The sequence below is a fragment of the Mesorhizobium sp. M0678 genome (assembly GCF_040320505.1).
Taxonomy (GTDB): domain Bacteria; phylum Pseudomonadota; class Alphaproteobacteria; order Rhizobiales; family Rhizobiaceae; genus Mesorhizobium.
Genome location: NZ_JAMYPT010000022.1, coordinates 39365 through 64590, shown reverse-complemented (window position 1 = coordinate 64590; position 25226 = coordinate 39365). Strand labels below are relative to the sequence as shown.

The following is a 25226-nucleotide window of genomic DNA, read 5'->3' as shown; positions in this document are numbered from 1 at the left end:
TCAACCTGCTCTCAATGCAAGACCGGAGGCGGCGTCGAAGACGCGCACCGCCTCCGCCGCAGGCGCGACGACAGCTGTCTGCCCGATCGCCAGCCCGACATCATTGTCGAACACCGCCTTCACCGCAGTCTCGCCGTCGCCAAGGTGGATGATGGTGCGCGCGCCGATCCGCTCGACGAAACTCACCGGCATGGACAGGCCACGGCCACCTTCAGCCAGCGTCACCTGCTCCGGTCGAAAGCCATAAAACACCTCGCCGCGCATCCTGGGTACGGCATCGGCGATCTCGACCGGCAGCGGCGGTGTCACGCCGAGCGGGCCGAGATCGATGACCAGACCTCGGTCGCTTTCCGCCGGCCTGCCCTTGAGCAGGTTCATGCCCGGCGCGCCGATGAAGCGGGCGACGAAGACATTGGCCGGGTTGTTGTAGACCTCGAGCGGCGTGCCGACCTGCTGCAGCACGCCGTGGTCCATCACCGCGATGCGGTCGGCCATGGTCATTGCTTCGAGCTGATCGTGGGTGACGTAGACCATGGTCTGCCGGAACTGCCGCTGCAACTGCTTCAGTTCGGTCCGCATCACTGCCCGGAAGGCGGCGTCGACATTGGAAAGCGGCTCGTCGAGCAGGAAGATCGCCGGCTCCATGATCGCCGAACGGCCGATCGCCACCCGCTGCAATATGTTGACCGACAGTCTGTCCGCCTTGCGGTCGAGCAGCGGCGTCAGTTGCAGCATCTCGGCAATGGCGTCGACACGGCGGCCGATCTCGGCCTTTGGTGCGCCGCGCATTTTCGGCCCGTAGGCGAGGTTCTGCCGCACGCTCATATGAGTGAAGATCGCATAGTTCTGGAAGACGAAGGCGACGCCGCGCCGCCCCATCGGCACGCCGGCCATGTCGCGCTCGCCAAACAGGATCTTGCCGCTGGTCGGCCCTTCCATGCCGGCGATCATGTTCATCGTCGTCGACTTGCCGCAGCCGGACGGCCCGAGCAGCGCCATGAACTCGCCGTCAGCAATGGCCAGGTCCATCGTCTTCAGCGCGGTGAAGTCGCCGAATTTCTTGACCAGGTTCTGCAGGTGGATGGTGCTCATGCCGCCACCTCGCGTACCCGGGCCATGCGTTTCATGGCAAACACCGCAGCGATGGACAGCACGATCAATATGGCCAGCGCGATTGCCGCCACATAGCCCCAGATCAGGTCCTGGGTGGTGAGCTTGTAGATGTAGACTGAGATGGTTTCGGTAGCGACGCCGGGACCGCCGCCGGTCATGATGTAAAGCGTGTCGAATATCTTGAAGTTCTCGATCACCCTGATCGCCAGCGCGATGATGATGATCGTCTTCATCTTCGGCAGCACGATGGTGACGAAGCGCTGCCACGGGTTGGCGCCGAGCAGCGTCGCCGCCTTGATCTGGTCGTCGGGCACGCCGACCAGGCCGGCAAGCAGGATCAGGAACATCAGCGGCGTCCACTGCCAGATGTCGGCGACCATGACGGCGATGAGCGCCAGCGTCGGGTCCGACAGCCAGGCGATGGTGACGGGAAAGCCTGAGATCGCCGACAGGATGTCGTTGACCGGGCCGCCTGACTGAAACAGCATGAAGAACATGTAGCCGGCTACCGCCGGCACCACCATCATCGGCATCAAGAGGATCGAGTAGAAGATCCGCTTGCCGGGGAACTCGTCGGCAAACAGTGTCGCGAGCGCCAAGCCGAGCAGGAACTCCGCCGGCACGCAGACGATCATGACGATGGCCGTGCGCTTCAGCGCACTCCAGAAGCGCGCATCGGCGGCAAGGTCGGTGTAGTTGGCGAAACTGTTCCACATCGACCAGGCGTTCCACCAGCCGGTGCCCGACAGCGGCGACCAGTCGGTCAGGCTGATGTAGAGCTGCATCAGGAGCGGGAAGACGGCGATGAACAGCACCAGGATCTGCGCCGGCAGCGTCAGCCGGAAGCCGAGCTTTGCGCCCTCGTCCGGCAGCACCGACGCCGCTTTGGAGGCTTGCATGTCGCCCTCCGAAATCGTCGCAGTCACCGCGCTCATTGCTTGAGCGCCCCGAAGGTCAGTCCGCGCACCAGATGGCGCTGGATGGCGATGCCCATGATGACAGGCGGCACTGCCGCTATCAGGCCGAGGGCTGCCTTGGCGCCGTAGAGCTGTCCGGTCATCGATGAGGACAGCGAGGCCATGTAGACGGGGACCGTCACCCATTCGCGCGTCGTCAGAAGCAATGCAATCAGATAGTCCGACCAGTTGAGGATGAAGACGAACAGCGCAGCACTGGCCAGCGGCGCGCGCATCATCGGCAGCGTGATGCGGGTGAAGACGCGCCACCGCGAGCAGCCCTCGACCAGCGCCGCTTCCTCGATCTCGCGCGGCATGTCGTCGAAGAAGGTCTTCATCAGCCAGAAGGCGAAAGGCAGCGTGACGATGCCGTAGATCAACGACAGCCCCCACCAGCTGTCGGTGAAATTGAGGAAGGCCCACATGATCATCACCGGGGTCATGACCGCCATCGGCGGAAACAGGCGAAGCTGGATCAGCGCCAGCGGCAGGTTCTGGCCCGAGCCGAAGCGCGACAGGCCGTAGGCCGCCGCGGTGCCCGCCGACATGGCGATTGCCGTACCGAATGTGGCCGACAGCAGCGACGACAGGATCGGCTTCAAAGCTGTGCGGTCGAGCGCGACGATCAGATTGTTGGTCGATTCACCGAAGACGAAGCGGAAATTGCTGAGTGTCGGGTTCTTCGGCCACCAGGTCAGGTCGGCGCCGGTCGCCGACCATTCGGCGATCGGCTTGAACGCCATCGACACCATCCACAGGATCGGCACCAGCGTCACCGCCATCGCCGCAAGGATCGCGGCATAGCGGAATATCTCGAAAGGAACTGAACGCTTCATCTTGCGGCTTTGCTGGGTCCTTCGTTGCCGAGGGGAAGAGCGACCGCTCCTCCCCTTCTTGGTAGGATCCTGGAAGGATCAGGCGATTGGATCGAGGACGGTCGGCCAGGCCTCCTTGTTGGTCTTGATGGCTTCGAGAAGCTTCTCCTCGCCGGTGCGGCGGGCAATCTTCTTCCACTCGGCCTCGGTGTCGGCCATCGCCTGCTCGGCTGTCTTGGCCTTGGTCAGCGCGGCGACGAGGTTCTCGTCCAGCGCGTTGTGGAAGGCGGTGGCGCCGGGATAGTTGATGGTGGGCACGGTGCGGGCGACCGTCTCGCGCACCACGTCCATGTGGTAGGCGTGATAGGTCTGGCGAACCAGCGGATCCGAGAAATCCGATAGTCGGAACGGATCGAAGTAGCCGCCCGGATTGGCAGTCATCCAGGCGTAGATGCGGCTTGAGCCCAGCCACTGCAGGAACAGGTAGCAGGCCTCCGGATTCTTGGCTTGCGAGGACACCGACGCCGACAGATTGAGCCACAGCACCGACCGGCTGACCAGCTTGCCGTCGATTTCGCGGCCGGGCGGCAGCATCGAGCCGATCTTGCCGGTGACAGCTGAATCCTTGTTGCCGGCATTGTCGAGGAATTTCGGCAGATTGGAGAAGGCACAGGTCATGGCCGCGCCGCCCTTGGCGAAATTGCCGTACTGCTCCGGCCAGCCCCAGGAGATCGCATCCGGCGAATGATGCGACAGCGACGCAATGTACTCGCTGGTCGCCGCGATACCTTGCTCCGAATTGATCAGCGGCTTGCCGGCATCGTCGAACAAGAACTGATTGGGCGAAGCCATTGAGACATAACGCTGATACCAGTTGGTGTAGCCCCAGCCCTGGTTGCGCAGATCGGTCGAGCCGAACAGGCCCTTGTCCGGGCGCTGGAAGAAGGCCGCGATCTCGTCATGCTGCTTCCACGTCTTCGGCGCCGCCAGTTCATAGCCGTTTTTGTCGGAGAAGGCCTTCTTCTCGTTTGCGTCGCCGAACAGATCGGTGCGGTAGACCCAGGTCTGGAAGTCGCCATCCAGCGACACGCCATAGGTCGAGCCGCGGTACTGGTTGAGTAGCGACACGCCCTTGGCGCCATTGACGTAGCCACGCTCGGGATCGTCCCATTCCGGCTTGTACTGCGCGACGAAGTCATCGAGCTTGAGGATGCCCCCGGTTTCGGCGAGGTCGCCAAGGCGGTTCCATTCGACCGCGTAGATGTCATACGCCCCACCCTTGGTGGAGATGTCCTGCATCGTCTTGGTGAATTCCTGGCCGTTCGGCACACCGACGATTTCCAACGGAATGCCGGTTTCCTTCTCCCAGAGATCCTTGATCGACGGCGCGCCGGCCGGAAACGGTTGGGTTAGCTGGCCGATCGAGCCGTCGGACAGGCCAAGCACGATCTTGGCCGGCGCCTTGCCGGCGCCCTTCATCGCCTTGGCCGCCTCGATGGCGCGGCCCTCGGGCGTGTCGGCGCCATACTGGTAGCGCTCCGAGCCGTCGAAGCCCGTCGGGCCACCGATCATGCCGGGCGCCAGGGCATCGGCCGCATAGGCACGGCTTGGGCGAATGAATTTCGGTGCAATACCTGCGGCGGCAACAAGGACTGCCGCCTTTCCACCGGACGCCAGCAAACGGCGCCGCGACACGCGGATCAAATTCGACATTGGAACTCCTCCCTCAGGGCCTTGTTCCTCCACGGCCCTTATGATGGATATTGACGGCACTATACGAAGGCTGTCAACATCATAAATAATCAATACACCTCATAACATCTCATGGGAGGGGAAGAATGGCGTTTGTAAAGGCTCTCATACTGAAGCCGGTGCTTGAATTTGAGGGAGCCCGGCTGCCCACCTCCCCGCTTTGGTCTGCTTGGGCATTTTGGTGTAGCGCGGCGGCTTGCGCATCGGCCAAGGCCGGTTACATCATTTCCCATCAGAATCGCGGACGGCGATGAAGCCGCTCTCCGACGGTGGACCCATGAAATGCGTGATCTCGATGCGCCCCTGGCGCGTTTTGGAATGAGGTGATCGACAGTGCGGTCCACCCTGACAGACATAGCCCGGGAGGCCGGCGTTTCGGCCGCCACGGTCGACCGTGTGCTCAACAACCGCGCCGGGGTTCGGGCGCGCACCCGCGAGGTCGTGCTCGAAACGGCACAGCGGCTTGGCTATATCGCTGAAAATTCGAACAATCCGAACCAGCGCAACGCGGTTACTGGCGAGGTCATACGGCTGGATTTCGCCCTGCCCGCCGGCACCAATTCCTTCATCAAGATGCTGCACCGCCAGATCGAGGCGCAGGCGCAGGCGCGGCCGGACCTCGACGTCCGCGTCGCTACCATCGAAGGCTTCAATCCGGACCGGCTTGCGCGTCTGCTGCAGGAACTGCACGGGCAGACGCAAGGCGTCGGTGTGATCGCGCTCGACCATCCGACGGTCCGCGAGGCGATCCGCTCGCTTTCGGCCAGCGGCGTCAGGGTCGTCACCATCGCTTCCGACATCCTGCATGTGCCGCGGGTTGCCTATATCGGCATCGACAACCGCGCCGCCGGCCGGCTCGCCGGCTACCTTCTCAACCGCTTCATGGGTGCCGGGCGTCCGGGCAAGGTCGCGCTGTTCGCCGGTTCGCTCTCCTACCGCGGCCACGAGGAGCGCGAGATGGGCTTCCGCCACATACTGGCGGAAGAATCGCCCAATCTGCAGATCGTCGAGATGCGCGAGATGCTCGACGACCGGGAGAAGGCCTATTCGGAGGCCTCCGCCCTGCTGGACCGGCACCCGGACCTGGCCGCCATCTACAATGTCGGCGCCGGCAACACCGGCATCGCCCGCGCGCTAAGGGAACGCGGGCGTGCACTGTCAACGGTCTTTCTCGGCCATGAGGTAACGGAGGGCACCAAGGAGCTCTTGCTCGACGGCACGCTCGACGCGGTCATCGACCAGAACCCGCGCGTCGAAGCCCGCGAAGCGCTCAACACCTTGACCCATGCGGTCAGGGGCTTGCCTTACGAACTGCACCAGCCACGGCTGCAAGTGATCTTCAGGGAAAGCATCCCGGAGATCTGAAAGAAGGGCCGAAGCCGATCATAGATGCGCCGCCCAATACGAACAGCGCCTTCGTCTCCGCCGCCGGCGACGACCGTCTCGGCGGCCAGTGCCTTGAACCCGCAAGACGGCGCAAGGACAGACACGCCATCGGCAGCATAACCGTCATGCTGCCCGATCGAAACCAGCGCATGTGCCCGCGCCCGCTATCACTGCCGACCATGCCATTTCGCTCCTGTGGGTAAGGTTGCTCGCATGGCCGACCGGTTCGGCATTCGGCTGGTTCGCGGCCGAAGCGGCAGCCGCCACGACGGTGCGCGAACACTGGCGCGGCACGCTGGCGCTCGGCCGCAACGAAACACTGGCGGCAGCCTACTGGCGGCGGGGCGCGGCGGGACTGATGGCCGGCTAGAGCTTGCTCACCATCGCTTGCGCATCTTCGCCCAGACCGATTGCGATCCGGTCGCCGGAGACAATGCCTGACATGTCGCAGACAACCAGCGGCATGCTGATTTCGTAGAGGAATTCGGCAACGATGGCGCCGACGGCAAGGATCGGGTCCGGCCGCTCCAGGATAATGCCGGCCGGCGCCGTGCCTCTGCGGATCGCTTCGGCTAGAACCGAAGACGAGGACGACGACCCTCGCCCGCTCGGCATCACCAGGATCTTGCCGGCGATATTGCCGCCCAGGTCCGGATGCGAATGGTCGATGATGTCGCCCGTTTCGACGTCGATCCCGCCCCAGAAGCTGAGCGCCTGCGAAAGCACCAGCGCTGGGCCTTGTGCCGAGCCGGAAAGGTGGAATGTACCGGTTCTGGCCGGCGTCTTCATGGCGCGCCTCGCACGACGCGGCCGGCCGCAGCCGAGGGGACGCAGTCTTCCATGTCACCGAAGGCCACCGAGACACCGATATTGCCAGGTGCGTAATGCGCCCATTTGCCCGAATTGGTCATCACCACGCCATCGAGACGCTCGAGGATCGACGTGACATAGGTGCAGGTGTCGGTGACCGGAACGAGGCCGAAGGCTTCCATGCCGGCCAGTGCGCCTTCGTCCTGCAGCCGCGTCAGCGTCGCGCGCCCTGTGTTGACATAGATTGGGACACCCTTGCCTGGACCGACTTCGCGCAGCAGCGGCAACAGGCGCATCCACTCTTCATGGGAGAAATGCGGCGTGCCTAACGACACGGCTGCAAGCTGCACGCCGTCGGGGACGCTCGACAGCCTGGCCAGCGCATGGTGGATGTCAGCGCGAGAGATCCGGATTTTTTCCTCCGGCGCCAGGCCGTGCAACGCCTCATCCGGCGTCTTCGCCTCCGGCGTGATGCCGACGGCATGAAACAGCGCCACGGCACCCGTCGTTGCCGCCGCCGCCCCCAGCGCCTTCAATTGGTCCTCGTCGCGCGGCTGCGGCAGGCCCGATATGACAGGGATGCGGTCGCGAGCCCTTTGCCCGATGATCAGCCCGACGCCGACAAACAGAGCGTCGCTTGGCTCGAAAGCAGCGTCAGTCAGCTCGAACAGGACCTGGCCTCGTCGATTTTCACTCAGATGCAGCCCCCATGCCGGCGCGCGCCCGGTCATTGCGCAGCACAAATCGATAAAATCGCCATAGCGGTTGGTCCGCGCCCCGATCACCGAATTGGCAAAGACGATGGCGTTGGACTCACCCCAGGCGATCTGCTCGCCGAACCTTGGCCGGAACCGGGTCTGATAGGGTGCGCAGGTGAAGGTCGCCTGGCAGCCGAGTTCCAGATGCGCCTTCATCAGGCGTCGCGCCGGCGTTTCTTGCGACACCGGCATCTTCACCAATCCGGGATGGATGAGGTCGAACGAACCGACGTTCAGCGTCGTCGGCACCCGAACGCGGCCGCCGCCCTCGATCAGCATTTCGACGAAATCGAGGCTGGCCTGGCCGTGATAAAGGCAGCCGTCGATATGGGCACCGGCAATGTCCAGCAATTTGCGCGCGCCGACCGCCTTCGCGAAAGCGACCAGGATCTTCATGGCGGCAGCCGCTGCCGAGCCTTGCTCGCCATGCAGCATCGACTGGTCGCCGGCCGTCAATTCCAGCGTCATCGGCAAATTCCCGAGCCCACACCATGCCGATCGAGCACTCCCTGATTGCGGAGCGTCTGGCAAGACAGAGCTTTGGATCTCTTCTACTTCGCGGCGATCAGCGGACCAGACGTTCACAGCTCATCGCGAAGCAAGAGAGTCGCGAAGCACGGTCGCAGAGCGGGCGATCGCCGCGGAAACGACGCTATTCCTTCTGGGGCACCCCGTCGACTGCCCCGTCGCCATCTGCAGAATGCGGCAGGATGCCGAAGTCGCGCGACTTGGTCCCATGCGCCGCCGTCAGGAAACCATCGGCTGTGAGGCCTCGCCTCAAAAGTTCCCGTACCGCGGCCGACCGGCTCGGCATGCGCTTGTCGAAGCGCCAGTTCTCCAACGCCGCCAGTTCATCGGCGGTCAGCATGATCTGCAATCGTTCCGGGCGTTCCAGTTCGGACATCTCGGCCTCCAGTCATACCAGGCTAAAACTAGCTGAGTTAGCATGTTCCTAATTCTTCGTAGAGTTAGGTATGTTGGCAGAGTACGTCAAGATCTCCAGATGCGTGATCCGTGCAGAAATCCAATGAAGCGGATCAAGCATCAACCGCACAATCGACAAAATACACTAACTATTTGATACTAAATGATTTTTCAAGATTTTCGCTTGTCAATCGCCGACTCTGGGCGCATGGTGAAAGCGAGGGACAAACCGCTCCTGAAGGGAAGGTTTTCCATGCGCTACGGATTTTCGGTTCGCCTGCACGAAGACGTCAGTTCCCGAGTTCGGGCTACATTGCGGTCCGGGATTGCCATCAATCTGACTGCTGTCGCCGAAGCCGCGCGACTGCAGAACCTCGCCGAGAATGTTGCGCGCGAAGACATCGAATGGCTCGTCATGCAAGCAGCCCAGCTCTACGGCGCGGCTATCGAGTTCGACGGCTTCGCGGAAACCGATCTGGCGGAGTTTGCGTGCCCTCAGCTGATGCAAAGCAGCCCCGCCGTGGGCTGGGACGCCTTGGAAGACGGAGCGTCCGCTTCGCCGGATCCTGGCCGTCAAACACACTGAGGCGCGTGCTCGTGTGAGCCCCGCCCTGCTGCCGCCACGTGCAAGGCGGTAAGTAGCCCGCCATTGGGATGGCGGGCTTGGCGCCGACGAATCTCGCGCCTGAATATGAGCTCTGCGCTGGCAGGCACGAGGAATGGCTGTTGCCATTGCCTTGGGCAGGGCAGTTCCGCCGTGACCGGACCGATCCGGACAAGGCGGCCGGGCCTATACCATGAACGTAGCCAATGATGGATCTGAATTCTGCCGTTTGGACGCGTTCAATCCAAGTCTGCCTAAATCCGCTCGAGTTCACGCTTTGCGTGGTCGCGCCTTGGGTTTGCTTCCGTCCTTGGTGGCGGGCGCCGTCTTAGGCTGACGTGGTGTCGGCTTCGGCCGGCTGGCGGTCTTCTCTTTCGCGGCGATTTCCGTGTCGATTTCTGTGGTAGCCTGATCCCAATGCTGCTGATGCGCCCCGTCGGGCCTGCCTGCCTGTTCCCAGATCGCGTGTGCTCGCTGGCGAATCCGTTCCTGCCTGTCCGTCACTGTTGCCTCCGTCGGCTCGGTTCATGCGTAAGCAACGCTGTTCTAGCTGAAATTTCGACCCGCGTCTTGAGGCGTAGGCAACACCGTCATTGAACCTCTCTGTCACACAGGACAGCGACGCCAAGGAGCGCCGCCTTCTTGATGATCAGCCCTTCAAGGTCGGCGTCCGAGCGCTCCGTTCCGGTGCGTTTGCGCAACAGTGCGATCGCCGCCTTCATCGACAGTAGGCCATCGCCTCGTTCAGCAAGCAGTTTGTCGACGGCGGCGGCCACGTTGACCGGCTCGACATGCGGCAGCATGGGAATGGCTCCTTTCCTTGTTTCGAGACGACAGCGGCTCCATCCCGATCGCTCGGGATGAAGCTCTGATTTGGTTATTAGACCGTGACCTTTCCAAACCCGGTTCGCGGTTTGGCAACGCCGATCACTCGATGACCTGCACGATCTTGCGGGTGCCTGGGTCGACGAGCACGGTGCGATTGCCGACGACGACGTATCTGTACCGCACGTCTGGAACATCGATCGGTTGCAGCTCGACCGTATCGGGCAACGTGGAACCGATATTGAGCTCCACCCCCAGAAGACTGATCGACGCAAGCGGGTGCTTGTGGACGTATTCGCGGATGACCGTCTGCTGTTCGGGCGTGACAATCACCTGGTCCGCGGTGGCCACGCCGACGCCGGCAAGCAACGCCAATCCCGCCGCAGCAGGAACAAGGTGGATTTTCATCGTCTACTCCTGTTGTTACGGGCCTCGCCCTTACAATTGCGACGCGGCATTCCGGTCGAAGCGGCGAACCCTCTAGGCAAACGCCCACGCCACCTTGTTGTTCCGTAAGTGGCGGCTAATCGAACAGCGGTGAAGTGCCCGCGCGATGCGGCGAATGGACTGCGAATGAACTGCGGTGGCCCGCGTCGCAAGACGCGGGCCGATCGGTTTCCCGATCAGCAGCGATACCGGAGGGGGGTGATATCTACTGCGTCTGAAATAACATTTAGGACAAGCTAATGTTCCTAAGCGAGTGCAACAAACCTGCCGGCGCAAGCGGCGCGAAGTTGCCGCTCGTCGCTGCTACTGCTTTGGCGGCTGTGGCGGCACCTCGCCGGGCTTGATCACCGGGGTCCTGCCCTCGTCCGGCGGTGGCGCCGCCATGCCCTGATCGCCCGTTGGCGGGGGCTTCAGGACCCCACCGCATGGCTCGAGCGTATCGGACAAATTGTTGCCGGCCGGCTTCTGCTGCTCGCTGTTCTGGTCGGGCAGCTCGACTTTGCAGCGGTCGGATTGCGCCTGTTCGCCCGGCTGCGCGGCCGCCGGCACCGCCAGCAGCAGCGCACCTAGCATATACGGCAAGAAAATGAGCGGTCTCATATCGAGCTCCTTTCGCGCCAGTATCTTCTGAATGTGAAGGCGGGCAGGCGCGATTGGTTCCGTCGTGCGGCAATGCGCCCGGACCGCAGCGGCACGGAACCGGCCGCCAGACTTATGAGTTCAACCACTGAGCCAATTCAGGGCCGCTGACATTATGGAGAACCGGCGATGGAACCGCGCAGGAAAGAACGAACCGACGACGAGACGGAGAGCCCGACGATCCAGCAGCAGGACTGGGACGCCATCCGGAGCGGGAGAATCCTCCCTGACGGCGTGCCGCAAAACGGCGATATTCGCTATGACGTCGAGAAAAGCGGCGAATTGCCGGAGGAGGACGACGATAACGCTTACCAGGAAAGCGACGAGGCCTTGCCGGACGACACCGATGAACGCGTCATTTCGCGCGATCTCCAACGGGAAGGTGGTGCTTTCGACGAGGAATGAGCCACCGCCTTCCGCATTCTGCATCGGCGGTCGGATGAAAAACCCTTGCTTTCAGTCCGGGAGGTCGAAGACCGGATCCTGGCAGCGATAGACCGGACATTGACCGTCACGCGTCTTGATATAAGCGGCGCGCGGCACCTGCGGCCAGTCGCATTCATTGCCGAATTGGCGAACGTATCGGTCGTAGGTGTTCTGGCCGGTGGTCAGCACCACCGAGCGATGCCTCTGGATCAGAAGCTGTGTCTGTTCGCACGTCATCGCGCGGCTGTCCGGCCGGGCGTGGGCCGTCGCGGCAAACAGAAGCGCCCCGGCTGTCAGGACTGCCGCTTGTGTCAGGACCTTGGCAAGCATGACACCATCTCCCATGCCTAACGCGCATCTTGGTCGGGCAGCGCCGGATCGAGCCGCCCTGTCGCGAAAGAAAGATCGTACAGAATGCGAGGGAAAATGCAAAAAGCCCGCCGCCCCTTTCGGGGCGGCGGGCTCCAACTGAACGTCACTATTTCGTCGGGCTTGGGCGGCTTACTCCTCCTTCACCGGCCCGAACCGGCGCACGATAACCTCGAAGACGACGTCCGAGATCCACATCGCCGAGACGCCGATGAGGAACGCGGCGGCCAGCGTCGTGGTGTCGTCGTCCGGAGAAGGAATGGGCAGGCCGGCGGCGCGGAAATAATGCACGACCGGCAGCGTCAGATAGGCCGCCGCCAGCGCGCCGCAGATCGGCGAGGCCACCATTTCGCGGACCTTGTAGGGGTGGCGCGACAAGGCCCGCAAAATGCCGCCGGACAGGCCGGCGACCAACACCGGCGCCTTGATGCCCAGGACGTCGAGTAATTCGTGCATCATTGCGTCCACCCGCACCATCTGGCACCCTGCCCGTTGAAGGCGTTCATCTCGTCGAGCTCGGGCCGGCTCATGGCGGCAACGACGGCCGCCGATGGCCGGCGCGGCTGGTTGTGGTCGCACCAGACCTGGCGCGGATCGCCGGCCGGTGCGGTTGTCGTGCAGCCGGCGAGCACCACGCAGAGGATCAGCGCCTTGCCCATTTCTCAGCCTCCGCTCTTGCTGCCGCATCGGTCATGCCGGCGGCCTTGCGCCCTTCGGCGGCGGCCTCGCGGTTCATTTCGAGGCGGTCCTCGGCGGCCGCGACTTTTGCCTCGGCCTGTTTGACCGCCTCCTTCTTCGCCCGGTTGATGCCGCCGGCAACATAAAGGCCGATGCCGCCGGCCACGGCGGCCAATACCGTCATGACGACCTTGTTGCCGATGATGGCGCTGAGAATGGCGAGGAGCGCGGCCATCACAAATCCTCCGCGCGGCGGCGGCGCAGGAACTCGGTCAAAATGCCGTTGATGACAAGAAACCAGGGGAACCATTCACCCGGAATGATCGGCGAAAGCACCTGCGGGTCGACATAGGTAACGATGGTCGCGATGACGCCGATGGCCGCCTGAAGCCGCGCCCAGAATATTGTCTCGCTGTCGCGGAAGAAGCTGTTGATCCGGGTCCACATGTCATTTCCTTCCAGACAGTTTGAGGATGGCTGATAGTTTGAGGATGGCGGCGATCAGCGCTGCCCAGAGGCCGGGCCTGGCGGCAGGCACGGGAGGTGCAGAGGACGCCGCGGTCGGTTGTGGAACGGCAATTGGCTTCGCGGGCTCTGGCGGGGCTGCAGGGACAACCGCGGATGACACCGGACCGGCAGACGGCCAGGGCGTGTCCTTGATGCGCGACCATTTGCGATAGGCCTCGGCAAGCCTGGTATCGTAGGAGTTTTTGCGATAGCCGGCGCCGTTGTAGCCCTTGGCAAAAGCAGCCCAGTCATGATTGCGCAGATTGTCGTCGAGCCGGTTCGCGACGATGAAATCGATCGCCGCGCCGAGCTGCAGCGCCTCGTCCGCCATCATCGCCTCGGCCATCGCCTGCACGGTAAGAAAGCCCGCGGCCTTGAAGTTCTCGCCGAGAACCTGGCTCAAGCCCCATGAGGCGGATTTGAGCGCCGCGGTTTCGTCGATCGCACAAGCTGCCCTGAGCCGTGGGTAGCTATCCCTGGGATAGGGCTTCTCGCCCCACTTCGGATAAGCGAGGCCGGCGGCTACCGCTTGTGCCCGCTTGGCACCCGACAGGTTGCGGTAGAAGACGTGCGGTTCGAACAGGATGACCGGCCGGCCAACGGCGTCGAAGCCGTGCCCGCTGGTTTCAACATCGAGGAACGCGTGCATCTCGTCCTCGCCGACGCCGATCCGGGCGCCGAGTTTCGGCAAGTCTATATCATCGAGGCGCCTCGCGGCGCCCCTGAACGTCATGTCCATGGGCAGTCCTTTCCGCCCTCGCGGGCAAGGTTTTGAGGTTGAAAAAGCAGATGCCTGGCGGCAAAGCAGAATTGGGCGGCAGCCCGTGCCGATGTTGCCGTGGCAAGGAAGGTTGATGTTTTCCACCTGCCGTGTGAAATGGCCGCGGGATGGTGCACATGTCTGATGATGAACAAACCGCTGCGGCGCGCTGGTCGGTGAAGTCCGAGCTCCGCGCCGTCGGTCGCGACAAGCCGCTGCTGCTGGTGCTGGCGGCGATCCTCTGCCTCTATTGTGCGTTTATCGCCGGACCGATCGTCTATGCGGTGCTGGCCATCAACGGCATTGCGGATTTCTTCAAATGAAGCCAGTTCCGGCGATCTCGCTCAGGTCCCGGTTCCTGCGTCTACCGCGCCCGAAATTGCTCGACCTGGATGAAATTGCTTAGCCGGGATGAAACTGTTCCCGTCTATCGTTCGTACCTGTAGCGGGTACGGGAGGACACGTGACGATAAGAATCAGGCTTCCAGGCGGGACTTTGAAGATCAAGAAAAGGGACGAGCTGCGGCGCCGCGAGCAGAATCGCGAGGTGCCGGTTTGGCAGGTCGGCAATTACTTCGTCATCTGGTGGCCGAGCGGCGTGTCCGATCGCCCATCCTCGCCCAGAAAATCCTCGCCGAGGAAATAGCCCGCGCACCAGACGATGCCGACTGAGCAATGACGCCTCCGTGCGGGATCGGGAACGGCCGCGCGCGCCCAAACCTCAAGACCGCTCGACTAGTCCCAGAAATAGTCAGCGGGCAGGCATTGACTCTTCCGCAGCGGAAGGTCTCTGATGCTGCATTGCACAATGGGGTGGCGGAATCGATGGCGGTGCGTATCAGGATGCCTGGCGGCACACTGAAGGTGAAGGTGTACCGCGAATTGCGCGACCGCGAACGCGCCCGCCGCATACCCGTCGTCAAGATCGGCCGGATCTATTTCACCTGGTGGTCGAACCGCCAGCGCCTGATTGACGATCAGTCGCCAGGGTGACGCATGAATTTTTTCGGCTGCCATGCGCCTGGGAAAGCCCGCCCCGACCTCCGCCGGCCAGCTCGCAAAATAAGTTGATGACCCTGCTGTTGACTCTTCCGCAACGGAAGGTCTCTACTTACCGCATTGCACGAAAATTGCTGCGTTGCACAACGGGAGTTGGACCGATGGCAGTGCGTATCAGGTTGCCGGGCGGCACTCTGAAGATGAAGACCTATCGTGAGTTGCGGGCCAGGGAACGCGACCGCCGCGTGCCTGTGATGAAGATGGGCTCGCTGTATTTTGTCTGGTGGTCGAAATCCCAGGACCCGCACCAGAAGCCGCAGGACAGCAGACGGTAGCGGCTCTGCCCGCGGTGGGTCCGCGTCGGCGATGAACCCTGACAATTCCGAAATACTGCCCAGCTGTAGGATTTCTGGTCGGCCTGCTGTGCCATTGTTGGTGCGCACAGCATCCCGAGCGGCCTCGCAGAGCAATTCTTCTGACGAACTTTTCGGCGATTTTCAAATGGCCTCCAGACAGGCGGACACGCGCGTTTGCAAGCTTGCAAACCGCCGCCGCTTGTCGCAAATAATTGTCCGCGGGCGGGCGATCAGGAGTCATCCATTGATGAATGTCCAATCGCGCATGCATGCTTTCCTTCGCTCAAGCCCCCTCCGATATTATTTTCACCTCGCAAAGGCTCGCCTTGCCGGGTCTCCGCAATCAGACGAAAGTGTGATCCTGTCGCAGATTGTTGGCCAAAGCCCGAAAACGTTCTTGGAATTTGGTTTCCATCCGACGGAGTACAACTGCATTGGGCTTAGTGAATTCAGGGGTCTGCTCGTCGACGGCGACGCAACGACCGTGCGGTTGGCGCGCTCGCTGCTTCCAAAGCGGATTGAAGTGCGCCAGAGCTTCATTGATCTCAACAACATCGAAAGTCTCGCCACGCATTTTCCGCAACTTGGAGTGCTTTCCGTCGATGTCGATGGAAACGACTACTGGTTTCTGCAAGCCTTGCTGCCAGTGCGCCCGGCCGTCATTGTCGCGGAGTACAATGCCAGCTTCGGGCTCAACCCCGTCACCGTGCCATACGATCCGTCGTTCGATAGGGCCGCAAAGCACGAAAGCGGTTGGTATCACGGCGCCTCGATCACCGCTCTGACGCAGCTCTGCAATAGTCACGGCTACAAACTCGTCGCTGTCTCGGCGGCTGGCGGCAACCTGTTCTTCTTGCCGCAGACTGTGGCCTTGCCCGGACTAGAGCCTGTGGAGGCGTACCGCGAGAGTGCACTTCGCAACGGCTGGTCAGGAACCACGGCGAAGGAGCAATGGGAGCGGATCAAGCACATGCCCTTCGTGACTGTGAGCTAACCGTGTGATGAGCATTAACCCAAAGGCATCATTTCACGACCCGGTCAGGCCGCACCAGGGCGTCAGCAGGGACGTCGGTTCGCACTATGGAACCGGCGGAGATAATCGCCCGATCGCCGATCGTGACACCCTTCATGATCATGGCACTGTTCCCAATCCAGACATCGTCTCCAATCACGATCGGAGCTGAGCGGATGCCAGGGTCGACTCTAGGATGGCCCCGCTTGAAGATGGCTTGCATCTGCGCGAAGCGCTTCTTCGGGTCCATAGGATGCGAGTTGGTGTCGTGGATCGCCACACCCCATGAGACGTGTACCCGCTTTCCGATCTTGATCCCCACCGGGTCTGACGACCAAATCGTCGAGCTTGGGCCAAGATAGAACCAATCATCAATGTTGATCCGGCCCTCGTGGGCAAAGACCTGCAAATGCCCATCCAAATGGCTGTCCGCGCCGATTGAGACGCGAGACCGGTCACCGTGGATATTAAAGATCTCTGCCCCGGCGCCGAACTTCGTGCGCGGCCCGATGACGGCATTCTCCCTAGCGGCGCCCGTGGCGATCCACGACCAAAAGCGGCGGCGAAGAGTGAGAACGGTGGAGAAGACGCGCATTCGCGAACATCTGCCACACAGGACCATTCCAGTCTAGGCTCCGAAGAAGCCTCGGCGCGACAGACAACGGAGTTCCTCAGCGTCGAAAGTTCCGTGACGCAGACTGCCCGCAGCATTCGGATGGAGCTCATCGCCCATGTAAAGCAACGAGGTCAGGTAGCCGATGCCACTCTCACCACCTACGTCGATTAACGGTATGGACAGCAGCTTCGCCACTTCGCGCTCGGCGTTGAAGAACTGGTCCATGGTGTTGCTCTGGCCATTCACCCGACCTATCCGGTGCGTCGCGTGTCCAGGGCCGCCGCTGTAGGTGCCAATCATGACGATCTTGGCGTTCGGCGCACGCGCTCGGATGGCGGCGCACGCCGCCCACAGCGAACCATAGTGAGTGGCGTAGGTCGTGTCGCCGAGAGCGCCCAGGGGCGTCTCCTGCGCGCCAAAGGCGTTCGGGCCCGGCTCCAGGATTACCAACTCCGCGTCGACCGGAATATTGGTGATCGCATTGGACATTCCGTAGCTCGGATAGGCGGTGGTGCTCAGCCCCAAGGCCGAGCCACTGACTGCTAGATTGGTAGGGACCATACCGGTCAGACCGGCGAGGACGGGAACGTAGTAGGCTCCGGCCGAAATACTAGAGCCGATCAGCGTCAATTTCTTACCAACCAGGGCGGCCGAGCCGTCGTCATATGGATCGCCGCCGATGTTGGCCGGATCCGACAGTAGGCCAAGATACAGAGCGCCATTGGCGACTGCCGTCACGCCGGCGCTTTTGGTCCAGGCCGAGTTGGAGAGGTTTTCCGAAGACGAGAAGACATTCGGCCCACCATTGATGCTTAGAGCCGACCTTTGGACATAGAATCCAGACACACCATCGCCGACATACGGGTGACCGCCAGCAGACGGGAAAATACGCTGTTGCCAGTTCGTCGCGGCCGTGGCCGTTGCCGTCTTCGTGACCGTGCATTCGTACCAGCCGTTGCCAAGAGCGACGATGCTCGCGCCCGTGCCGGTCGCAGTCCCGGTGTCGAGATTGAAGGTGCAGTCGAAGATGACGGCGTTGTTGGAGTAGAGATTGAGACGATTGCGTTCGGCCTTTTTGGCGGTGACTTTCCAGACGATATTGTCGCCATTGACCACGGACCTGCCCTGATAAACGGAAGGATTGCCAGAGCCGACCATTTCGACAAGCTTCGATGCCGTCATTCGGCCTCTGACGGTCACGTCGAGGCCATCGACAAGCGGAGGCAGGGAGATCAGCACCGGTTCATAAGGGCTGACCGTGGTGGTAACCGTCACGTTCTGCTTCGTGAAGGCGGCGTTGGCGGGGTCGCTGCTCGGGAACAGGTTAGCCGGCAGGCCCTGCTTGCGCAGCACGATACTGCGAATGTACATACCGCTGGTTCCATCGCCGGTGAACGGAAAAACGCCAGCAGCCGACATGCGTGCCTGCACATTGTTCGTAATATTTGCCGCAGCCAGGACGACAGCCTTGCACTCGTACCAGCCGGAGCCAATATCCATGATGGCAGCGCTGACGAGGTTCGCGCCAGAACTGCTTGAGACGATACCCTCCTCAAGATTGAAGTTGGCTGTATAGGCCGCACCAGCCCCCGCGTGAATAAGCTGCAGAATGCTTCGCTCTCCAGCTTTGGCAATGGCAATGTGCTCGATCGTGTCGCCCGACACAAAAGAGTAAGATCGGTATACAGATGGGCTGACTGATCCGGCCGCCTCAGTTAGCCTGGCGGTCGGAACGCTAAGGCCTTCGATCATTGCTAGGCTATCGACGCTCGAAAGGAGAGCAGCCGTTGCCGCGCGAACGCCCGTGTCGGCCGCCACAGGCCCTGCCCCGACATTGTACAACCCCAACGAACCAGTCGAAACTTCGGTCCAGAAATACTCGCCGACATCGACATTCCTGCCCAGCACCGCCGCTGCGGCGGCGCCGGCGAGCCCTGCCGACGCCGCAAAACTGAACGTCGGCGCCACTGTGTAGGAGCCCGGCGCCGTGATCAGTATCTGCGTCAGCGCCCCGCCCGCCACGACGAAGCGGCCGGCAGCGCCCGAGCCAGTTCCGCCGGTAAACGCCAGGTCGAACGTGCCATTGGCGCCGCCCGAGCCTGGCGTGATCGCACCGTTGCCGGCGACGCCGAAGCCGATTGCCGCCGCCGTCGTCGGGAAAATGCCCTTGCCGTAGAGCGAAGCGTCGCGTGCGGCCTGGGCGCTGATGACGGCGGCCGCGGCGGCTACGGCATCGGAATTGGTCGCAGCCCGGTCGGCGGCGGTTTGGCCGGCATTCGCGGCGGAAGCGGCGGCACTGGCGGCTGCCTGGCCGGCGCTGGCTTCGGCAGCATCCTTCAGCGCCTGGGTTTCATCGCGCAGCGCTTCGACCTCATCGACCACGTCGGCGATGTCGGGCGGAACGGATGCGGCGACGGTGATGGCATCGGTGCCGACGGCCGGCTCGTCGGCCGTGAACTCGAACACGCGGCCGGCATTGACCGATCCGATCTGGGTATGGACCGTCGTGCCCTTCTGCAGGGTGCGGGTAGTGCGGGCATCGGCGGCGCGGAACCATTCGCCTTCGCTCGCGGTGTAGATGCCGTTCTGCGTCGGGTCGGCCTGGTCCTTGACCAGCACGCGGTCGCCGATTTCGGCCGGCACGCCGTCGATGGCCTGCAGGCCGTGCAGGAGGATGTCGGCCGTGGTTGCGAGGCGCACGGGTTCGCGTTCGCCGGTCAGGAGACGAACGGCGGCAGTTGCAGGTCGGGACATGAGGGCTTGCTCCATAAAAAAGCCCCGCATAAGCGAGGCTGGAAGGGGTTCGGTGCTGGTGTGGGAAAGCTAAGCTACGCGGCCGGACACCGCGCTATCCGGCGCAGCCGGTGATTTACATTTTTCAGACAGCGAGCGGCAACGCGGTCCAGGGCTACAGCAATCCGCCAATCAGCCTTCTTGTGCCGCCCATGGCCGCCAGCCCGCAGGCCATGCCGGCGCAGTCGGCGACCCAGTCGAGGATATCCATATCGCGCGCGATCAGCTGCGCGCCTTGAAGCAGCTCGATCGCCGCGCCGGTAAGAGCGAGGAGCAGGACCAGTCTCGTCTTGTGTTCCGGCCAGCCGAGGCTTCCGAGCGCCGCCAACACGGCGAAGGCGGCTGCGTGGTTGAGCTTGTCATGCTGGAAGGTGAAGCCCATGTCCAACTCCTGCAGGAACCGCACCGGCGAAAGCGCGAGCAGGAGAACGCCGGCCAAGGTGAGCAGAAAAACGATCCTTGCCATGGTCGGAAAAGAGTCTGTGCGCAACAGGTCAATCCTTCATCTGGGATGGGAGGCGATCCAGAAGGCACCACCGACTGGTACCGCTCTGCGGTTAGCAGGCCATAAGCCAGCATCGTGACCACAATCAGACCGCTGTCCCGATGGCGGCACCAACCCCCGGCCTGGTTGCCATCGCCGGAGTGGCATACTCACTGGTGATCGCGCCAGCGCTGATCCGGTCGAGCCGGCTGCCGGGTACGGGGTAGTATGTTGATACATGATCTGCCCCACCGTCGCCTGGTGGTATCTCATGAGACACATCCATATTCCAGCCTGTGTCCGGATCCTTGGGCAAGGACCTGAACCCAAAACGTCTACCGACGAAAGATCGTCGCTGCGAGCGGAACCAACGCCTGTCTTCACTATCCTTGCTTGACGTCGAAAGGCTCAATAACAGCAGAGGGGGTTCCCAACTGCTCGAGCAAATCCAGCACGCGCTCCGAGACAACAAGGCGTAGGTCCCGAGCGATGCCGAAATCATCGCGGCCTGCTTGTCCATTAATCTTCAGCCAGACGAAAGCTGGAAGTTCCACCTCGGGCTGCAGTTCACGAAAATCCTCGGACGTCGTGACCTCAACATGGGCGAACGTTGCACCGGAGAAGCCAACTTCCAACAAAGCGCGCTTGGCCTCCTCGGTCACAAGAAAGCAAGGAAATGTTGTGATGAGCACGTCACCGAACCATCCCTCCATTTGGTAAATAAGCTTGCTTACGACAGGTGGGTGGACACTCGTATCAAGGACAGTTCCTTTGCCGAAGCCGCCGGCAACATCGGGTTTTCTGTAGAAATATTGCATCATTGAACTGTCGATTGGTTGAGTGGATGGCCGTGCCCATCCAGGTAACTTCCGGCGTGCCGTGACTACCCATTGCTTTATTGCCGAGACCATCCCTGCCCCTTCGGCCGTCAGCCGTCGAACGGCTTGATGGTAGCGGAAGGGAGACCTCGTTCATCAAACACCTCGAAGACTCGCTCCGATAAGACGAGGTTAAGGTTCTTGGCTATGCCGAAGTCATCGTGACCCGCTTTCCCACTCACCTTCAGCCACACGAAAGATGGAAGCTCTACCTCGGGCTGAAGTTCGCGGAAATCTTCGGACGTTGTGACTTCAACAGGGGCGAATGTCGCTCCGGTGAAGCCGATTTCTGACAACGCGTGCGCGGCCTCTTCCGTCACGAGGAAACATGGAAAGCTTGTTATAAGAACATCACCGATCCATCCCTCCATCTGGTACACAAGCTTGCTCACGATAGGAGGGTGGACGCTGGTATCCATGACAGTGCCGTCACCCAATCCGCCGGCCACATCGGGCAGAATGTCAAAGTATCTCATCATTCACCTATTGGCGGATAGAACAAATGTCCATACTTCTTGTCGATTTCGGTAACATAGTCAAGGACCTTCTGACGGGTGGCATGAGGGTTTTTCTTATAGAAATATTCCCACTCGCTCCGAATTACCTTCAGGTGCAAAATTATGTCGAACTCGTTCCGGATTCCACGAAGATTCTCGATTGAATGCAGCTCTTTCTCTGTAAAAAGCCCGGGATACCTTTTAAAAACTCCCTGCTCGACGCCATGATGCACTCTATAGTCGCTTTTGTTGAGACTAGGATTCGCATCGAAAAAGACTTTTCGATAGTCGTTGGATGGAGCCCACCCAACCTTCGCCCCGGCATGTTTAACTTTGGACGTATCCCTGGCAAGCATCGCAGCTAATAGCGCGGTTTCAACTGCACTGTCGGATATTTCGCCGGGTGGTGTCTTCCGGCGTGGCATTGGTGGCGAGACCGAGCGCGCAAGCGCTTGCTGGTGCCTAAGGGTTTCGGCATCGACCCCACGAACAAGTGCCTCGCCGCCTTCGACTAGGTCAGTCGGCCGCCTCGAAAATATTGAGAGTTTCTCTACCCAGGGCTTGGCAATCTTCGCCGCGGCGCGTTCCAGGGCCACGGCCGCCAACCTATCGCCAGGAATTGCGCCCGCGGCATTGAGCAGTGTTTCTTCGTAGTTGCCTTCCAGCGCTGCATTTCCAGCCTTCTCCAGTGCAAATGACGTCCCCAACGGCGTGAAGTCGGCCACCGAGATGCTGTCTTCGCCAAGCCCATCGGAGCCCACGAGTTTTTGTGCGAGACGACGCCACAGGCTCCCCCGCTCACTGTCGCCGGCTATCAATCTCCCGAGCCACTCTTGATTCGTCGGTAAGTAGTTGGTGAGTTCCGCGTTTGATACCGATCGTCCTGGCTCGACAGTGTTGGCTAAATCGAGCAGCATCATCGGGTCGACTACAGCTGCCCGGACCGACCTATCCGCGATGCTGTTATCTGTTTGGGACGCGCTGGTCTGAAACAGGTGGCTGAGCACCGCTTCGCGCGCGGCTTGATTCGGTAGCGCGGCGAACACATTGCGCAGCTCTGTGGTCTGGTCTTGCGGCTGGGCCTTGAGTCTGCCGACAATGTCCTCAGCGACAGAGTTGGGTAGCGGCTGGGCGGTCTCAAAACCCAACTGTTGCTGGGCGGCGATGGAGCCAATGATCGCCGCCCGATAGTCTCCCGGCCTCGACAGGTTGCTCCAGGCCGCATCAAGGTTCGCGAATGCCTCGCGGACATAGCCGCCCGGATCGGCCTGCCTGGCCTTGAACGTCAGGTCCGCGGCGGTGGCGATAGCGTCATGGCGCGCCTTGTCCACTTCCGGCGTTGAACTATCAGCGGTGGGGTCGGCGTCCTTGACCATGGCCCGCACGGCGTTATTCGACAGGTCGCGCATGCCGTGGAATTGACGATTAACCTCAACGGTCCTGTTGAACGCCTCGAAGCGCCTGGCGCCTTCGGTAGCGCCATAGAGAGCGACGAACTGTTCCGGCGTTGGGATCGGGCCGGAATAGGTTCCATTGTCCCTGATGTCGGCCGGCGCATTCTGCTCGGCCAGGATAATGTTTGTGCGTTTTTCGACTTGCCGCATCGCGTCGGCGGCTCGGGCCTGCTGGACCAACCCTGGCCGCTCTTCGGGGGCAATGTCGTCCCCAAAAGCCTGCGCCAACGTTTGGTCCGGCGTAAGCTTGCCTACGCGGTCACGGAGCGAAGCCGGTGCGGCAGTTCCATCCGCCGGAGGCCCACTCACAGCCTCGACGGTATCGTCCTTGGTCCTGCCGTCAGTCGCTCCCGACCCCCCACCCAGCATCCCCGCAGCGCGCTTCGGGTCTTGGGCGATCATCGCCTGGACGAGCGCCTTTGCCGCGTTGCTGCGCCAGGCGGCCTCGGCAGCTTGCCGGGCCACCGGGTTGCCCATCTTGCCGATCAGGTCGAGCCCGCTCTGCCTGATCGCCTCGAACGTGCCGCTGTCGTCCGGGTCGCCCTGCGCGATGGCGCTTGTGTAACCGTCCTCGACCTTGCTCCACTCGGCCTGCTCATAGTTCTGGCGCCGCGCGTGCTGCTGCGCGGCCATGCGCGCCGAGCCGGCGAGCCGCAGAGCCTGCTTTTGGGCGAGGAAATTGGCGCGTTCGCCCTCCGGCACTTTCGCCACGGTGTCGTCGAAGATCTGGTCGAACAGGCCGGGCTTGACGACGCCGTCGCTGCGCGGATCGAGCTGGCCATACATGAAGTCGTGCAGGCCGCCGCCGTCGGCCGGCGCGGTCTGCACCGCCACGGCCTCGGCGTGCGCTATGCGTGCGTTCAGTTCGCGGCCGATAATATCGGCGTCGAACGCATCCTGCTGCTGCTTCTGTTGCTTGAAGCGCTCGGCAATCGCCGACAGCTCGTCGCCAAAGCCTTGCATAGCGGCGTCCACCGGCGAGCCGTTGGGATAGGAGGCCACACTGCCGGTATCGAGCCGGCGCTGGGCAAGCTGGAGCGGGATGGTGGCCATCAGTAGAGGCCTCCACCCGGCGCCGGCGGGAAGGCGCTTCTGCCGAACGTCACCGCCTTGGCCGGGTCGTAGAGGCCGGAAAGGCCCGACACGAGACTGCCGCCGGCCTTGAAGATCGAGGCGCCCACTGCCTGCCTGCCGGAAAAGCGCGAAATCGCAGCCTGCGTGGCGAGACCGTTCTGGCGCAGCTGCGAGCCGTACTGGATCGCCTTGAGGTCGAGCTGGCCCTGCCTGGCATTGGCCGCCAGCACCTCGGTCGGCGAGCCTGCTATGGCGACGCCCGAAGCGCCGGCCTGGGCACGCGCCTGCGCCTGCCGCAGGTCCTGCTTATGGCGCTCCTGGCCCTGCTCGAAGGCCGAGCTTTGGGCGTCGGCCCGCGCCTGCTGTTCATAGGCTTTGGCCTGGTAGTCGGCCATTTGCTTCGACCGCTGGCCTTCCGCCAGCGCGCCGCCGACCGAAAGCGCCGTACCGATAAGAGCTAGTGTGCACATGGTCAGCCTCGTTCGCCGGCGGGAATGAATTTGCTTTTGATGCCGCCGACCGGCCCGCCGATCGCAGGGCGCCGGTCGAGCACGCCGCCGGGGCTGAGGAAGGACAAAAGCAGTCGGTCGGCCTGGATCGCCGGGCGGCTGAGACGCGATGGCGCGGCGGCGCTCGGGCCGGCCATGGCAGTGCGCCGGATGGTGGTCAGGTTGACCTTCAGCCCGACGGCGCCGTCGGCATCGAAAAGGCCGTTGGCGGCGATGACGGCGCGGCTCAAGGCATCGGCCGCGAACAGCTCCTGGCGCAGTTGCTCGATCAGCCAGTGGACCGTGCGCCAGCGCTCGCCGAGCGCCTCGGCCTTTGTCCTGACTTCGTCGCCGGGCGCAGGCGTGGCGACGGCAGCTTCGGCGGGGGGTTCGTCCAGGGGGGCGCCAACGCGGCGCTCGTCCGCGTCCTCGATGGTTTTCTCGATCAGCGCGATTTCAGCGTTGCAGTCGTCCAATGCGGCACGCGCCGCCGTCAAATTGCCGGCGCCGAAGATCGCGTGAAACTTTTCCGTTTCCAGTTCGGCCTTGCGGGCGATCGCATTGTTGAGGTCGGTGTCGAGCAAGGCGCGGATGGCAGCGAAATCGGCAGCCGTCCGCGCCCTGCCGAGGTCTTCGGGATGGGTTGGGGTCACGGGTGGGTTCCTTGGTTGGGGAAGCGATGGAAGACGGAGCGGGTGATCTCCCCCCTCGAGGGGGAGATGGCCGGTAGGCCAGAGGGGGTCGTCTCGCGTGGAGCGCCGGCGTTCTTCCCCCGCGATGGAGGCGATAGGAGGCCGCGTCAGGAC

Annotated in this window: 33 protein-coding genes; 8 read left to right on the top strand and 25 right to left on the bottom strand. The window is 62.4% G+C overall.

Annotation, left to right across the window (positions count from 1 at the left end):
• From NKI29_RS27495 to NKI29_RS27480, 4 genes are all read right to left on the bottom strand, one after another.
• A complete protein-coding gene (locus tag NKI29_RS27495; protein WP_352797892.1) occupies positions 1-1092 on the bottom strand; it encodes an ABC transporter ATP-binding protein in 1092 nt (363 codons plus the stop codon).
• Positions 1089-2048 carry a carbohydrate ABC transporter permease gene (locus NKI29_RS27490; RefSeq protein WP_352458309.1) on the bottom strand — a complete coding sequence of 320 codons (960 nt, stop codon included), beginning with the start codon at positions 2046-2048 and terminating at the stop codon, positions 1089-1091. Before NKI29_RS27490 ends, NKI29_RS27495 begins: the two co-directional genes overlap by 4 nt.
• The gene (locus NKI29_RS27485; RefSeq protein WP_254820511.1) at positions 2045-2905 is read right to left on the bottom strand and encodes a carbohydrate ABC transporter permease; all 861 of its coding nucleotides are present in this window, start codon (positions 2903-2905) and stop codon (positions 2045-2047) included. Before NKI29_RS27485 ends, NKI29_RS27490 begins: the two co-directional genes overlap by 4 nt.
• A 78-nt stretch (positions 2906-2983) precedes the next feature.
• Positions 2984-4597 carry an extracellular solute-binding protein gene (locus tag NKI29_RS27480; protein ID WP_352571253.1) on the bottom strand — a complete coding sequence of 538 codons (1614 nt, stop codon included), beginning with the start codon at positions 4595-4597 and terminating at the stop codon, positions 2984-2986.
• A 372-nt stretch (positions 4598-4969) separates the two neighbouring features.
• On the opposite strand from NKI29_RS27480, the gene NKI29_RS27475 reads away from it, so the two are divergent.
• Both NKI29_RS27475 and NKI29_RS27470 read left to right on the top strand, forming a co-directional pair.
• The gene (locus tag NKI29_RS27475; RefSeq protein WP_352571254.1) at positions 4970-6001 is read left to right on the top strand and encodes a LacI family DNA-binding transcriptional regulator; all 1032 of its coding nucleotides are present in this window, start codon (positions 4970-4972) and stop codon (positions 5999-6001) included.
• Between the two features lie 172 nt (positions 6002-6173).
• Entirely contained in the window at positions 6174-6392 is a 219-nt protein-coding gene (locus NKI29_RS27470) for an SIP domain-containing protein (protein WP_352458312.1), read from the top strand.
• On the opposite strand, the gene NKI29_RS27465 is transcribed toward NKI29_RS27470, so the two are convergent.
• The 3 genes from NKI29_RS27465 to NKI29_RS27455 form a co-directional block, all read right to left on the bottom strand.
• Complete coding sequence (locus NKI29_RS27465; RefSeq protein ID WP_023675772.1) at positions 6389-6811, bottom strand: aconitase X swivel domain-containing protein; 423 nt, start codon at positions 6809-6811, stop codon at positions 6389-6391. The two genes, NKI29_RS27470 and NKI29_RS27465, sit on opposite strands and share 4 nt — an antisense overlap.
• The gene (locus tag NKI29_RS27460) at positions 6808-8058 is read right to left on the bottom strand and encodes an aconitase X (protein ID WP_352797889.1); all 1251 of its coding nucleotides are present in this window, start codon (positions 8056-8058) and stop codon (positions 6808-6810) included. The genes NKI29_RS27465 and NKI29_RS27460 overlap by 4 nt, the downstream gene beginning before the upstream one ends.
• A gap of 184 nt (positions 8059-8242) precedes the next feature.
• Complete coding sequence (locus tag NKI29_RS27455; RefSeq protein WP_023675770.1) at positions 8243-8494, bottom strand: hypothetical protein; 252 nt, start codon at positions 8492-8494, stop codon at positions 8243-8245.
• 183 nt (positions 8495-8677) lie between these two features.
• Between NKI29_RS27455 and NKI29_RS27450 the strand changes: the two genes are divergently transcribed.
• Positions 8678-9100, top strand: a complete 423-nt coding sequence (locus NKI29_RS27450; protein WP_352571256.1) for a hypothetical protein — start codon at positions 8678-8680, stop codon at positions 9098-9100.
• A gap of 288 nt (positions 9101-9388) precedes the next feature.
• On the opposite strand, the gene NKI29_RS27445 is transcribed toward NKI29_RS27450, so the two are convergent.
• The 4 genes from NKI29_RS27445 to NKI29_RS27430 all read right to left on the bottom strand — a co-directional run bounded on the left by NKI29_RS27445 (position 9389) and on the right by NKI29_RS27430 (position 10990).
• On the bottom strand, positions 9389-9622 hold the full coding sequence (locus NKI29_RS27445) for a DUF2934 domain-containing protein (RefSeq protein ID WP_352571257.1): 234 nt from the start codon (positions 9620-9622) through the stop codon (positions 9389-9391).
• A gap of 86 nt (positions 9623-9708) precedes the next feature.
• Positions 9709-9921, bottom strand: a complete 213-nt coding sequence (locus NKI29_RS27440; protein ID WP_352458318.1) for a hypothetical protein — start codon at positions 9919-9921, stop codon at positions 9709-9711.
• Positions 9922-10045: 124 nt separating this feature from the next.
• A complete protein-coding gene (locus tag NKI29_RS27435; protein ID WP_023675766.1) occupies positions 10046-10351 on the bottom strand; it encodes a DUF1236 domain-containing protein in 306 nt (101 codons plus the stop codon).
• 342 nt (positions 10352-10693) lie between these two features.
• Positions 10694-10990: a hypothetical protein gene (locus NKI29_RS27430; RefSeq protein WP_352571258.1), complete on the bottom strand. Its 297-nt coding sequence runs from the start codon at positions 10988-10990 to the stop codon at positions 10694-10696.
• A 168-nt stretch (positions 10991-11158) separates the two neighbouring features.
• On the opposite strand from NKI29_RS27430, the gene NKI29_RS27425 reads away from it, so the two are divergent.
• Positions 11159-11434: a hypothetical protein gene (locus NKI29_RS27425; protein WP_352571259.1), complete on the top strand. Its 276-nt coding sequence runs from the start codon at positions 11159-11161 to the stop codon at positions 11432-11434.
• 51 nt (positions 11435-11485) lie between these two features.
• Here the strand turns inward: NKI29_RS27425 and NKI29_RS27420 are convergent, their stop codons facing one another.
• The 6 genes from NKI29_RS27420 to NKI29_RS27395 form a co-directional block, all read right to left on the bottom strand.
• Positions 11486-11785, bottom strand: a complete 300-nt coding sequence (locus NKI29_RS27420) for a hypothetical protein (RefSeq protein ID WP_023675763.1) — start codon at positions 11783-11785, stop codon at positions 11486-11488.
• A 171-nt stretch (positions 11786-11956) separates the two neighbouring features.
• Positions 11957-12280 (bottom strand): hypothetical protein, encoded by a 324-nt coding sequence (locus NKI29_RS27415; protein ID WP_352571367.1) that lies wholly within the window; start codon positions 12278-12280, stop codon positions 11957-11959.
• Positions 12280-12483, bottom strand: coding sequence for a hypothetical protein (locus NKI29_RS27410; RefSeq protein WP_352571260.1), 204 nt, complete (start codon positions 12481-12483; stop codon positions 12280-12282). The genes NKI29_RS27415 and NKI29_RS27410 overlap by 1 nt, the downstream gene beginning before the upstream one ends.
• Entirely contained in the window at positions 12468-12737 is a 270-nt protein-coding gene (locus tag NKI29_RS27405) for a hypothetical protein (RefSeq protein WP_352571261.1), read from the bottom strand. The genes NKI29_RS27410 and NKI29_RS27405 overlap by 16 nt, the downstream gene beginning before the upstream one ends.
• Positions 12737-12949 (bottom strand): hypothetical protein, encoded by a 213-nt coding sequence (locus tag NKI29_RS27400; protein ID WP_352571262.1) that lies wholly within the window; start codon positions 12947-12949, stop codon positions 12737-12739. The genes NKI29_RS27405 and NKI29_RS27400 overlap by 1 nt, the downstream gene beginning before the upstream one ends.
• Position 12950: 1 nt before the next feature.
• Complete coding sequence (locus tag NKI29_RS27395; protein WP_352797885.1) at positions 12951-13748, bottom strand: N-acetylmuramidase family protein; 798 nt, start codon at positions 13746-13748, stop codon at positions 12951-12953.
• A 158-nt stretch (positions 13749-13906) separates the two neighbouring features.
• On the opposite strand from NKI29_RS27395, the gene NKI29_RS27390 reads away from it, so the two are divergent.
• The 4 genes from NKI29_RS27390 (at position 13907) to NKI29_RS27375 (ending at position 16118) form a co-directional block, all read left to right on the top strand.
• Positions 13907-14092: a hypothetical protein gene (locus tag NKI29_RS27390; protein ID WP_352571264.1), complete on the top strand. Its 186-nt coding sequence runs from the start codon at positions 13907-13909 to the stop codon at positions 14090-14092.
• Between the two features lie 502 nt (positions 14093-14594).
• Positions 14595-14762 (top strand): hypothetical protein, encoded by a 168-nt coding sequence (locus tag NKI29_RS27385; protein WP_023675755.1) that lies wholly within the window; start codon positions 14595-14597, stop codon positions 14760-14762.
• Positions 14763-14929: 167 nt separating this feature from the next.
• Complete coding sequence (locus NKI29_RS27380; RefSeq protein WP_352452704.1) at positions 14930-15103, top strand: hypothetical protein; 174 nt, start codon at positions 14930-14932, stop codon at positions 15101-15103.
• Positions 15104-15371: 268 nt separating this feature from the next.
• The gene (locus NKI29_RS27375) at positions 15372-16118 is read left to right on the top strand and encodes a hypothetical protein (protein ID WP_352474245.1); all 747 of its coding nucleotides are present in this window, start codon (positions 15372-15374) and stop codon (positions 16116-16118) included.
• Positions 16119-16146: 28 nt separating this feature from the next.
• Here NKI29_RS27375 and NKI29_RS27370 read toward each other — a convergent pair whose 3' ends face one another.
• The 8 genes from NKI29_RS27370 to NKI29_RS27335 all read right to left on the bottom strand — a co-directional run bounded on the left by NKI29_RS27370 (position 16147) and on the right by NKI29_RS27335 (position 25073).
• Positions 16147-16731: an acyltransferase gene (locus NKI29_RS27370; protein WP_352571265.1), complete on the bottom strand. Its 585-nt coding sequence runs from the start codon at positions 16729-16731 to the stop codon at positions 16147-16149.
• Between the two features lie 33 nt (positions 16732-16764).
• Complete coding sequence (locus NKI29_RS27365) at positions 16765-19506, bottom strand: SGNH/GDSL hydrolase family protein (protein WP_352797882.1); 2742 nt, start codon at positions 19504-19506, stop codon at positions 16765-16767.
• A 154-nt stretch (positions 19507-19660) separates the two neighbouring features.
• Entirely contained in the window at positions 19661-20035 is a 375-nt protein-coding gene (locus NKI29_RS27360) for a hypothetical protein (protein ID WP_352571267.1), read from the bottom strand.
• A gap of 377 nt (positions 20036-20412) precedes the next feature.
• Positions 20413-20850, bottom strand: a complete 438-nt coding sequence (locus NKI29_RS27355) for a hypothetical protein (protein ID WP_352571268.1) — start codon at positions 20848-20850, stop codon at positions 20413-20415.
• Positions 20851-20957: 107 nt separating this feature from the next.
• Positions 20958-21386, bottom strand: coding sequence for a hypothetical protein (locus tag NKI29_RS27350; RefSeq protein WP_352755551.1), 429 nt, complete (start codon positions 21384-21386; stop codon positions 20958-20960).
• Entirely contained in the window at positions 21383-23911 is a 2529-nt protein-coding gene (locus NKI29_RS27345; protein ID WP_352571270.1) for a hypothetical protein, read from the bottom strand. The genes NKI29_RS27350 and NKI29_RS27345 overlap by 4 nt, the downstream gene beginning before the upstream one ends.
• Complete coding sequence (locus tag NKI29_RS27340; RefSeq protein ID WP_352571271.1) at positions 23911-24402, bottom strand: hypothetical protein; 492 nt, start codon at positions 24400-24402, stop codon at positions 23911-23913. Before NKI29_RS27340 ends, NKI29_RS27345 begins: the two co-directional genes overlap by 1 nt.
• Positions 24403-24404: 2 nt before the next feature.
• Complete coding sequence (locus NKI29_RS27335) at positions 24405-25073, bottom strand: hypothetical protein (RefSeq protein ID WP_352571272.1); 669 nt, start codon at positions 25071-25073, stop codon at positions 24405-24407.
• Positions 25074-25226 lie beyond the last annotated feature (153 nt).